Here is a 10,493-nt window from a genome sequence, read left to right as displayed (position 1 = left end):
GTGGAATCCACATCGACACCTTCACTGGAGCGCTCCCATTTCATGGCATGAATTCTACCAGAACATGACATTACTTTCTAAATGATTAGTATGTTGCGACTCGAAAGGGCCTGGATCTGACCTGGAAGGGCTCGGTGGCCCTCCGGGACGCGGCGTCCGATGTCGCCAAGCTGAAGCAGGAAGACGGGCCGGCGCTGCTTACACAAGGCAGCACGGACCTGATCCGAACGCTGTTCGCGAATGACCTCGTGGACGAGATCAAGATGTTCACGTTCCCGGTCGTGCTCGGAAGAGGCAAGAAGCTTTTTGACGATGGCGCCAAGGCAGCGGCGTTCAAACTGGCTGACAGTCGAGTATCGCCCAACGGTATCGTGATCGCTCGGTATGTGCGCGATGGCGCGGTGACAACCGGTGACTATGCCATGGACCCGCCCACGCCGGCGGAGCTCGCACGGCGCGAGAAGATGCAGCGGGAGGGGTAGCGGTCCGCACGGCAGCGGCCAGGTGAGTGGATAAGGGCAACCGCAGGGTTGGCCGGATCATGCCGGCCGCTGGGCATTCGCACCGCCCACAGCATGGACCGGAGCGAGGAGTATCCGGCTCAGCCCGTTGTCGGCAATGAGCGGATCATCCAGGTCGACGATCACACGGGCATCGGATAGCAGGTGAGGGCGGCCGGATATTTGTGTGCGTACTGCGGCGCGATCCGCCACTGTTGTAAAACCCGTCAGCGTCCCCAGGAACTCGCTGCCGAACGGCGAGCGGGTGCGGACGCTCATGCTGCTGGCGATCGCACCGCGCGCGGCGAGCCATGCCAGCAGGGCCGTCGTTCCCGTTCCGGTGGGACTGCGGCAGATAACGCCAGGGTCCATGTAGGCGGCGACGGGGACACCGAGTGTATCCACTGATTCCCATTCGGTGGTGCCGACCAGTAGTGCCAGCGTCACCCGTTGTACCGGACCGTGCTCCGGGTGACGGACCTTCAGGCCGGGGGCGGTGGCGGTGAAGAAAGCTTCGAAGAATCGTTTGAGCACCGCGACCTGTGTGGTGGCAGGGTCGAGCGCGATCCCCGTGGCGTCGATCAAAGCATAGAACGTTCCACCATAAGCCAGGCTGTAGCGTACCGTTCCCCATGCCTCTAGGACGACTTCGCCATCGCCTGCCATGACGAATCCCGGCAGTGAGTCATAGGCCACTGATTCGACCCGTCCGGACCGATACGTGACGCTCAACGTGGATACACCGTCCGGCGTTTCCAGCGCGAGCGGCCGCCGGCCTTCCTCCATGGGCCGTTCTCCGGTTTCCACGAGTGCGGCGGCCGTACACATGGCGTTGGAGCCCGAGAAACCCGGATACCCCATCGTTCCCATTATGATCAGGCCGACATCCGCGTCGGCGGCAGCGGGTGGAACGACCAGGTTGGCGCAGTGCGAGAGATCGCCGTGAGGCGGATTCATCAGAAGCTGGCGCAACCCGTCAGCGTGTTCCTGAAGAAAGCGCGCACGACCGGCGACCGTGCGGCCAGGGAGGTTCCCAATGCCGCCAAGCACCACCCGGCCCACGTCGCCACCGGCGTGTGCGCTGACCACACGCAGTGCGTGTCGTCGGCCCGTGGCGATATCCGGCTCGGTCATCATGCCCCTCCGCCTGCCTGCGACATCGAGCAGGGACAGTCGCACCATAGCCTTCCAACGGTAAGCCGTCGAGCCGGACGCCTGCCTGAAGCGGGGCCATGGGCTGCTGAGCGCGGACGAGTCGCGAAGCCGTCTTCCGCGAGTCAACAGAAGTCGCCGTGGCCGGCGATGGCGGGCATGACGGTGCGGCGCGAGGTCGGCGTGGCGCAGCCGGCTCCCGGCGAGCCGACCATCGAAGCGGGACCGCTGCGAACCGCGGCGTCTTTCAGGGAGCCGCCAGCCTCTGGTGTCGGACGCTGCCATCCGGTACGCGACCGTCGCGTATCGAGCGGTACATGTGCACCAGGACCGGGCTCACCGCGCCATCCGGGCTGGCAAGGAAGTACGAATGCCCCTGCGGTGGATCAAAGGTATTGTTGAAGTCGGCGCAGTCGACTTCATAGACATTCTTGGGAACGGTTTGCAGGTCTTGCGGACCGGTCATTCCCAGGCGCTTCGATACGGTGCGGCTATCCAGGTTCGCGAGCTTGCTCGCGGGCATGGCCAGGTCGTCCGCAGCATAGTACACGAGCACGTTGCGCCCGGAATCCGGGATGTAGCGGCCCTCGCCATCGGCTTCGAGCGTGCTGTTGATCACGTCGGCGGCGACCATGAACACGTTGCGGAAGAGCATGGGCATCCGCCCTTGGGCGAACGCCTCGGTCCAGGTCTTGAGTGCCCCACGCAGTACGCGGTTGCCCATGGAATGTGCGAGTACGTTGATGCGCCGCGTGCACAGGAAGTCGCTCATGGGTTTCCCGGTGGCGCGGCACCTTGCCTGCGCCTGCCTGGCGGCGTCCGTTCGCCAGCGGTCGAACTTGCCCAGCATGCGTGCGAACGCCAGTCCGCTTGCATCCGCTGCGCGCTGATCGTCCCAGTAGTCATCGAGGATGGCCACTCTGTGGTCATCCTCGGTTGGCCAGATCAGGGGGACCACGTGCACACGCGTGTCTGTGACCCCATGGGGGGTCGCATCCGCCTGCTCGTCCAGGAGCTCCTGAAGGCGCGTGGCGTGGGGAAAGATGATTTCCTCCATGGGGCTGTTGAATCCGTGGATGTAAAGCAGCACTTGCGTATCGCCGGGAAGGTCGCGCAAACGTTCGAAGAACGCATTGCCGCCGATCTCCGTGTAGTCGTCCTTGTCATTGCGCTCGCAGAAGAACACGTGCTGCGCGGCGGTCGTGTTCTGGGGATCGAACGAGATGGGGCGATCAATTCGGGTGCGCGGTGACTGGCGGGGCGTCCGGTTGGTCGCGAAGAGCATGTCCATTGCCTCCATATTCTCTGTATGTCCGTTTGCGATGGCTTGCGGCAAGCCGCTCGACGACAGCCGGTTCTTGCAGCTTTGCTTGGTGACAGCCGGTCCAGCCTGGCATCAAGGCACATGTCGCCCTGACGAATCGGCTGCGGTCGCACGGAGCAGAGGGCCCCCTAAAACGCTGGTCAACGACGCAGACGGAGGCGTTCACCGGCTGCTACTGGCCGCCTTGGGTGGCTGGCGCTGTCATTTCCATTGGGCCAGGGACGACGCGAACGCAGTCGGCTGTCGAGAAGTAATCGAGTTCCGTTGTCGTGCCTCGGTTCAACCAGCGTTCGTAAGTGCGGCCCTCAACGCGGCTGCCCGCGTCGAGGGCGAGTGATGCGGGTGTACGCTTCCGGCTCGCTGGAAGGTTCAGTTCTCCCGCATGGGCTTGAGTGCTTTCGCCCAACGCACGAGTTCGTCCAGCATCGCGCCGGCGCTCTTCTCCTGTTGCTCGTTGGCGGCGAATCTGCCGTTGTCGACCTGCTGAGCCACCATGGGAATGGTGACCTGCTCGATCAGGGGCATCACCTTGAGCGTCGTCAGTGTGAGCTTGGTCGTCTGGACGGCGCGGATTCCCCCGGAGTTGCCGCCGTAGCTGACGAAGGCCGCGGGCTTGTAGCTCCACTCGTGGTAGACGTAGTTGAGCGCGTTGACCAGCGCCGGGGTAGGGCCGAAGTTGTACTCCGGGGTCACGAAAACGTAAGCGTCCGCTGCGTCGACACTTTCCGCCCAGCGTTTGGTGTGTTCGTGCTGGTAATCCTGCTGCCGGGGGTGATTGGGTTCGTCGAAAACCGGCAGTGCGAAGTCCGCCAGGTCCGTCCAGTGGACGTCGAACCGACTGTGTTCCCGGGCGAAGTCGTGGAACCACGAAGCCACGGACTCGCCCACCCGACCGGGCCGCGTGCTGGCGACGATGACGTTGAGTCGGAGCATGGAAGTTGGCCTTTGTTGCACAAGGGCCCGCTTCTAGCATCCATGGGTCGGCTCGCGCAATCAGCTCGGATGCACTGGATCATCCCGTCCGCCCCATGCCGCCACCTGCCGCTTGCGCAAGGCCGTCGCGACGATGAGAGCGTCCATCACCGGTGGTTGCTGCGGGCTGGTGGGCGCAGCCGCTGAACCCGGCGTCTGCCCGGCGTTCCCGTCCGCATTGCGGGCCGTACCGACCAGGCCTACGGCCGTGGACCGGGCAATGGAAAATCTGCGCCATCGGCGGCGCTCCGTCAGGGATGCCAGTAGCGCGGGGTTGCCATGGACGGATGACTCGGTAGAGTAAGCGCGTACGGATACGATTCTAACGGTTTGTCGAAAGCGCTATAAAGGCGCCACATCCGTACTTGGGGTTGTCGAGCGAGCGAACGCACGGACCACGGGGGGTTCTCCGGTGGGGGATTCGGTCCGGGCTTCTCCGGTTGTGGGGGACACTGCCGGGCACGGCGGCCATGAGGCACTTATCAGGAATGGGGGAAACAACTCTTGCTGGTCATCGACAACAGGGGCGCCGTCTTTGATTCGGTTGTTGTGTTTGGGGACTCTTCGCTGTTCATCTGCACGAAGAGCGACAAGGAGATCGATGAGACGCTGAGCCGTTTGCGTGATGCGGGCTGCGATGCCGAGGTCGGGGAAATCCTGAAGGACGGCGTGTCCGTCGAGTTCAGTGGCATTTCCAAGGTGAAATGCAACGTGACCTCCGAGATGATCTCGATCGACTACAAGGACAGCAAGAAAAAGAAGACCAACCAGACGCTGAGTTGCCAGGACGAGGCAACCGTCAGCGAGGTGATGGCGGCCCTCAAGCAGAGGCTTCCGGCGTTCGAGGAGAAGCAGGAGCAGTACGGGGTATTCCGCTCCGCCATCAAGCCTGCCGTGTTCGTTTCCATCAGCGTATTGCTGACCGGCGTGCTGGTCATCATGGCCAACACGCTGGTGAATGCTTCGGGCGTGGATATCGACGGACGCAAGGCGTTGCTGAAGCGCGTCATCAGCGGCGTGCTCGAATTTCTCGGGCCGGTCGGCGTTGGTGTCGTCGGCGCTGTGGTGACGCTTGGATTCGTTCTGTGGCTTGCCAAGCGAGTGAAGAATCCGCCGCTGATGCGCACCCTTTCGCAGGCGTAGAGACATCGAAGTGGCGGTTGCCGCGCCCGAAAGTACAAGGCTGGTGCAATGGCTTTCGACAAAGAACAACTCGAATCGGCCATCGAGCAGTGCCTGGCGGGAGGAACGCCGGCGAGTGCTGTAACCAGGTTGGCACGCGAGATGGGGCCGGAGGATCTGGACCATCTCGTTCCCTATCTGAACAACGGTCCGCAGCCGGATGGCTTCTTTGAGTACTGGGACCGGAAGGGCAAGAAGACCATCAACGGTTTCTTCAGCATGCTGGACATGTTCAGTGCGCTGGTTCACGCTCAGGGGCAAGCCGGTGTGGAGCGGTTGGTGCCGCACCTGGATTCCCGCAACCCTTACGTTGAACGTGTGCTGGTGCTCGCGACGGACGAGCGCTTCAGCCGAGACATCGTCGACCGGTTCCTCACCGGCGACCCTGTTGCGGAGCCGGATGCCGCCCAGGCTGCGGAGCCCCGGGAGCCGGTGCCGGTGAATGAGCTCATGGCTGTGCGTCAGGGAGACGTGGAGTGGGAGCTCACGGGTGAGACCGTTGTGGTGGCGCGTACTGAACGAGAGGGCGACAGCTCGCTCATCAAGGTCACGCTGACCAACGCCCTGAGCCCCATCGAAGGTGTGCGCCTCTACGTCCGGGTCACGGACGGTGTGTCTCCGCCCGGACCGCCGTCGCCGGAGCCTGGCGGGGATTGGACGGAGGCCGAGCTGATCGAGGAGATCGTCGAGGTGGACGATCAGCTCTGGCAGAAGGACACGGCTCCCGTGGAGGATCCGACCGAGGAGATCCCATGGACGGCGACGTTCACCGCGCGTTACACGCCACCCGTACGGGAGCACCAGATCCAGATCATGGTCGTGGATCCCGGTGATTGGTCACCGGGGGGTGAGCCGCTGGGGAGCCATAACTCAGCAGTCCTCGGCGATTGGTGGCAGTCCTCGTAGGCGAGGGTGCCAGGTCACTAGCGGCGCCTTTCGAAGCACAGTCAGTGTGCGGAACAACGAGCGGCACGCTGGCATCAGCGTCAGATGGTACAGGGCTATGGAACGATTGAGCATCGCACTGGACGCTATCGACGAGAACACCCGTGGGCGTTTACGGATCTGGCACGTTCCGGCATGGCGTACGGCGTTGGTCGGCGTGGCCGCGCTCGTGACCGTCCCCGGTGTGTACGGTGCCGGCGGCCGTGTGCGCTCTGTTGCTCAACCTGCTTGCGAGAGGTAACGCGGAATGATCAGGGTCGTATATGAGTGGAAGGTGGAGCCCGATAACATTCAGGCGTTTCAAAAGGTGTGGCGGGAAACGACGAGCCGGATTCATGACGCGGTGAAGGGGGCGAGAGGAAGCTTCATGATTCAGGAGGCCGGCAGCCCCGGCCACATCCTGACCATTGCCCGGTGGGACTGCGTCGAAGACTGGAAGGCGTTCTGGAAAGAGGACAACCCGGCGGAAATGCAGGGGATGCGAAATCTGGGAGAGCGCATATCCGTAACGGTGTACGACGAGGTCGGCGATTACACCGTCTAGTATTGCCCGCTTATTGCCCGCTTTCGGTGGCGATCGCGGCTGAAGCCGCTCGCTACGGTTTGCGACGCCCCCGGTTTTGCACGCCTATTGGTTCGAAAAGGTCAGTAACGCTCTGATTGGATTCGATCGGATGGGCCGATTTCGGCACATCGCCGTCGCGCGGCACTCGCCGAATGCCAACATCTAGGATACTTTCCGCTGTGGCTCAGTGGCCGTCGAGGAGCCATCCAGGCTCATGCGCACGATGGTGACGAGGTTGGTGGCGAGGATGAGGGCTTCGGCAAGCGTGCCGCCGATAGAGCCGATGGCGAGATTGTTGAGCGTCCAGGCCAGCGCGGCGCCGGCGAGGAAAAACCGCATGGCGATGCCGTGCAGCATGAACATGCCGACGGTGCCGAGTACCGCAGCGGTGAGGGGCAGGGCGTCAAGGGGGCGTTGCCAGGTCAACGCGGCGGCGATGACGCTTACCAACAGCAGGGCGCTCATCATCCGCCAGCTGCCTTTGAACCGGTTCGCCAGTGAGACGCGCACGACGATGATCGCGGTGAGTGCTGCCGCGGTCCAGCTTTCGAACAGAATGAAATGGGTCGCAAACGCGACGTTGGCGGAAATCAGAAGCCGGAAGAGACGCCCGTCGCTCTTGCTGGCGAATCCGATGACGCACAGCGCAAACGCGATCAAGCTGACGGTCTGACCGGCGATGATGCGCCAGGTGAGCTCTTCCATGCGTTCGTCTACCATATACTAATCCGATCATCGATAATGCCACATGTCAGCGAGGCTGTCGGGCGTTCTCGCAAGGCGCGAGGAGCGTGGTGTAGCAAGCGCTACATGAGCGACGAGCAACGCCGCGAGAGCGCCCGACAGCCTCGCCCGAAGGGAGCGCTTGTGCGGCCCGGCTGCGGCGTCGCGCTCACTCGACGTGAACCTTGCCACGCCTTCGCTCGCGCGCCTGGCAGCCGAATCGCACAAGCGCTCTGACACGTGGCATTATCGATGATCGGATTAGTAAGTTGGCGAGGAGGGATGCCGACGCGCCGTCGGCGCATGCGGGCGATGGTACTTGGTGTGACCGTCAGATGTAGAGAGTGGTTGAAGCGGGCTCGATGAGCGCGAGAAGTGGCCACCGCCCGAGATGACGGCGATGACACAGTCCATTGCCTCAGAGCAGCGGCAACCCGGCGCTCTACGCAATACCCGCGAACCGGAAGGTTGCCGTGACGCCGGCGGCGGCGATCACGACAACGTACATCGGTTGTCGCACCCAGGCCAGAATCGCCCCCGCACCGACGCCGGCAACCCGGGCAACGCTGATGCTCGCCGGCGTGTCCTGATGGGCGGACAGCGTGGCCGTCACGACCACCGCGGCCAGCATGACGGTTGCGGCAATCGTCAGCAGACGCTCAGTACGTTCCGACATTTCCAGCCAGGCACCCACGGTCGGTCCTGTCAGGCGAAACAACAATGTGCCGCCCGCGAGGCCGGCGATGATCACGATCCACATGGGTCACTCCTCCAACGGCGACGTTCCGTCATATCCGGTCTTTGCCTTGCATGCCGATACACGCGAGCCGTCGTGCTCTGGCAGCCGACGTTTGCACGCCTGGCATGTCGGCCAGCGCTGTGCGCTCGCCGACCTACATCGCTGCTCCCTTGTTAGCGGCGTTAGTCACGTAGATACTCCGTTGTCGGTCAAGCGCGCTGTGCATGAACATCGCTGAACAGTCGCCGCAGGTCGGCGAGCGCACAGCGCTGGCCGACATACCCGTCACAGAGATGTCGGCTGCCAAGTGCAGCCAACCTACCCGGCTTCCGGCACGCGCCGGCGCCGTAGATACTCCGTTGCCGGTCAAGACGTAGTCACGTAGGTCGGCTGCTTCTGGCAGCCGACGTTCTCACGTCCGGCGGGGCGGCCAGCGCTTCGCGATCGTCGACCGACAACGATGCTCCTGTTTGTTAGCGGCGGTGACAGCGCACCGCCGGACGCCGAAGCGGAGGCATTCAATCGCTTGCCCGAACGCCGATACACGCGAGCAGCCCCATGACGGAGCTCACCACCGGCAGACCAGGGGGTAGGACCGGAATCGTGACGAGTGTGGTCACACTGCCGAGGGCGCAAGCGCGCTGCGTTGCCGAATCGGTCAGGTTGGGGCGAATGAGTGCGAAGAGGATGGCCGGCAGTGCGGCGTCCAGCCCGAATGCGTTCGCATCGGCAATGTGACGGCCCGCGATACCGCCGGCGGCGACTGCCAGATTCCAGACGATGAAGATGGCCATGCCCGATTGCCAGAATAGCGCGCGGCGGTGGGCCGGCTGATCCTGCTGCAGGGCGATGGCGGTATTCACGTCGGTCATCAGATGCGCGCTCAACAGGCGTCGACACAACGAACGACCGAGTGCGTCGCGCACGGCGAAACCGTAGGCCATCAACCTTGCATTTATCATCAATCCGGTCACGATGGCCGCCGCGGCGCTGCCGCCGGCAAGCACAATGCCCACCGCGGCGAATTGGGCACTGCCGGCGAATACCAGCAGCGACAGTACGATCGGCACCGCCAAGGGTACCCCGGAAGAGGTCGCGATCGCCCCGAACGACAGCCCGACCAGCGTATAAGCCACGCAGACGGGCACCACGTCGCGGAGCAGAACGGCATGGACTGGATTATTTATCGAACGCATGGGCGATATATCAACCGAATCATGCGAAGCCTGTCAACCGGACGGCGCGGGTGACCGTTCCTGAATCGATATGAAAGACGCTACCGACAACCCGACATCCGACGATCTGGTCGTCGCCATCGCACGTCGACTCAAGGACGAGCGCCAGCGCCAGGGCGTGTCCGCCTCGGCTCTGGCGCGCCGGGCGGGTATCGCCAAGTCGACGTTGACGCAGCTCGAGGCCGCAAAGGGCAACCCGAGCGTGGAGACCCTTTGGGCGCTTGCCGTCGCATTGGACGTGCCCTTTGCGCAACTGATCCAGATGCCGCAACCGGATATTCGCGTGCTGCGTGCCGGCGAGGGCGTGACGACACGTGCGGAGGAGACGGACTTCACCGCGCGGTTGCTGTCCGCGTGTCCGTCCGGCGTCCGACACAACGTATATCGCATTGAGCTCGCAGCCGACGCTGCGCGCCGTTCGGATGCGCATATGCCCGGAACCGTCGAACACATTGTGGTGATCGAGGGACGGCTGCGGGTAGGTCCCGCGGATGACCCTGCGGAACTTGCCGTAGGCGACTACATGCGATTCCCGGGCGACGTCGCTCATGTCTACATTGCGCTCGAGGCGCCCGCAGTGGCACTGATGATCATGGAGTACTCTTGAGCGATCAGCCTTTGGACCGCTCCGGGTACTTCGCAGGCTCAGCCGGGCTGAGCCGAGAGCCGTATACAACAATGGGGAGATAGCGTGTCACGCAACGGCGATGGAATCGGGGGCATCTTCGCGATTGGACCGGTCTACATCCGCGTACGGCGGGATTGGCTTACGCTTCGCGACTGTGCTTCCGGACGTACCGTCGAGGACGCTCCGGTGGTTGCCCTGTCCAAAGGGCAATCGCCGACGGTGCTGGCTATCGGGGGCGATGCGCAGACGCAGGCGTCGCGCGGGGGAAAGCCGTTCGAGCTGGTCAACGGTTTCGAGCATCAACGTGTTCTGATCGATGACTTCGCTGCGGCGGAGAAAGCCCTGCAGCATTTCATGAAGACGTTGTTGCCGCGCCGGTGGCTGAAGGCCGCGCCGGTGGTCGTCGTTCATCCGCTGGAGGAGCTGGCGGGCGGCCTCAGCGAGTTGGAGAAGTCGGTTCTGAAAAACTCGCAACCGACTGATGCGGCGTAGATTTCGGCGTTTCCCAGCGTTCTGTAATTGCCGGTT

At 63.3% G+C, this 10,493-nt stretch carries 12 protein-coding genes; 6 read left to right on the top strand and 6 right to left on the bottom strand.

Annotation, left to right across the window (positions count from 1 at the left end):
• Nucleotides 1-134: 134 nt before the first annotated feature.
• Nucleotides 135-482: a dihydrofolate reductase family protein gene (locus ACPEES_RS22385; protein WP_435106540.1), complete on the top strand. Its 348-nt coding sequence runs from the start codon at nt 135-137 to the stop codon at nt 480-482.
• 57 nt (nt 483-539) lie between these two features.
• On the opposite strand, the gene ACPEES_RS22380 is transcribed toward ACPEES_RS22385, so the two are convergent.
• The 3 genes from ACPEES_RS22380 to ACPEES_RS22370 all read right to left on the bottom strand — a co-directional run bounded on the left by ACPEES_RS22380 (nt 540) and on the right by ACPEES_RS22370 (nt 3,909).
• Nucleotides 540-1,634, bottom strand: coding sequence for a proline racemase family protein (locus ACPEES_RS22380; RefSeq protein WP_435106538.1), 1,095 nt, complete (start codon nt 1,632-1,634; stop codon nt 540-542).
• A 265-nt stretch (nt 1,635-1,899) separates the two neighbouring features.
• Nucleotides 1,900-2,937, bottom strand: a complete 1,038-nt coding sequence (locus ACPEES_RS22375; protein ID WP_435106536.1) for an alpha/beta hydrolase — start codon at nt 2,935-2,937, stop codon at nt 1,900-1,902.
• 408 nt (nt 2,938-3,345) lie between these two features.
• Nucleotides 3,346-3,909 (bottom strand): NADPH-dependent FMN reductase, encoded by a 564-nt coding sequence (locus ACPEES_RS22370; protein ID WP_435106534.1) that lies wholly within the window; start codon nt 3,907-3,909, stop codon nt 3,346-3,348.
• 543 nt (nt 3,910-4,452) lie between these two features.
• Between ACPEES_RS22370 and ACPEES_RS22365 the strand changes: the two genes are divergently transcribed.
• The 3 genes from ACPEES_RS22365 (at nt 4,453) to ACPEES_RS22355 (ending at nt 6,619) form a co-directional block, all read left to right on the top strand.
• Nucleotides 4,453-5,091 carry a hypothetical protein gene (locus ACPEES_RS22365; RefSeq protein ID WP_435106532.1) on the top strand — a complete coding sequence of 213 codons (639 nt, stop codon included), beginning with the start codon at nt 4,453-4,455 and terminating at the stop codon, nt 5,089-5,091.
• A gap of 48 nt (nt 5,092-5,139) precedes the next feature.
• The gene (locus tag ACPEES_RS22360; protein ID WP_435106530.1) at nt 5,140-6,036 is read left to right on the top strand and encodes a hypothetical protein; all 897 of its coding nucleotides are present in this window, start codon (nt 5,140-5,142) and stop codon (nt 6,034-6,036) included.
• Between the two features lie 286 nt (nt 6,037-6,322).
• Nucleotides 6,323-6,619 (top strand): antibiotic biosynthesis monooxygenase family protein, encoded by a 297-nt coding sequence (locus tag ACPEES_RS22355; RefSeq protein ID WP_435106528.1) that lies wholly within the window; start codon nt 6,323-6,325, stop codon nt 6,617-6,619.
• Nucleotides 6,620-6,802: 183 nt separating this feature from the next.
• Here the strand turns inward: ACPEES_RS22355 and ACPEES_RS22350 are convergent, their stop codons facing one another.
• The 3 genes from ACPEES_RS22350 to ACPEES_RS22340 form a co-directional block, all read right to left on the bottom strand.
• Nucleotides 6,803-7,360 carry a YgjV family protein gene (locus ACPEES_RS22350; protein ID WP_435106526.1) on the bottom strand — a complete coding sequence of 186 codons (558 nt, stop codon included), beginning with the start codon at nt 7,358-7,360 and terminating at the stop codon, nt 6,803-6,805.
• 445 nt (nt 7,361-7,805) lie between these two features.
• On the bottom strand, nt 7,806-8,123 hold the full coding sequence (locus tag ACPEES_RS22345) for an AzlD domain-containing protein (RefSeq protein WP_435106524.1): 318 nt from the start codon (nt 8,121-8,123) through the stop codon (nt 7,806-7,808).
• A 497-nt stretch (nt 8,124-8,620) separates the two neighbouring features.
• Nucleotides 8,621-9,298 (bottom strand): AzlC family ABC transporter permease, encoded by a 678-nt coding sequence (locus tag ACPEES_RS22340; protein WP_435106522.1) that lies wholly within the window; start codon nt 9,296-9,298, stop codon nt 8,621-8,623.
• 70 nt (nt 9,299-9,368) lie between these two features.
• On the opposite strand from ACPEES_RS22340, the gene ACPEES_RS22335 reads away from it, so the two are divergent.
• Nucleotides 9,369-9,944, top strand: a complete 576-nt coding sequence (locus tag ACPEES_RS22335) for a helix-turn-helix domain-containing protein (protein WP_435106520.1) — start codon at nt 9,369-9,371, stop codon at nt 9,942-9,944.
• An 84-nt stretch (nt 9,945-10,028) separates the two neighbouring features.
• Nucleotides 10,029-10,457 (top strand): hypothetical protein, encoded by a 429-nt coding sequence (locus ACPEES_RS22330; protein WP_435106518.1) that lies wholly within the window; start codon nt 10,029-10,031, stop codon nt 10,455-10,457.
• Nucleotides 10,458-10,493: the final 36 nt, after the last annotated feature.

The sequence above is a fragment of the Arhodomonas sp. AD133 genome, from assembly GCF_051195215.1.
In the GTDB taxonomy this organism is placed as follows: domain Bacteria; phylum Pseudomonadota; class Gammaproteobacteria; order Nitrococcales; family Nitrococcaceae; genus Arhodomonas.
Note: the sequence above shows the minus strand (reverse complement) of the source record. Positions and strands in the feature narration are given on the sequence as shown.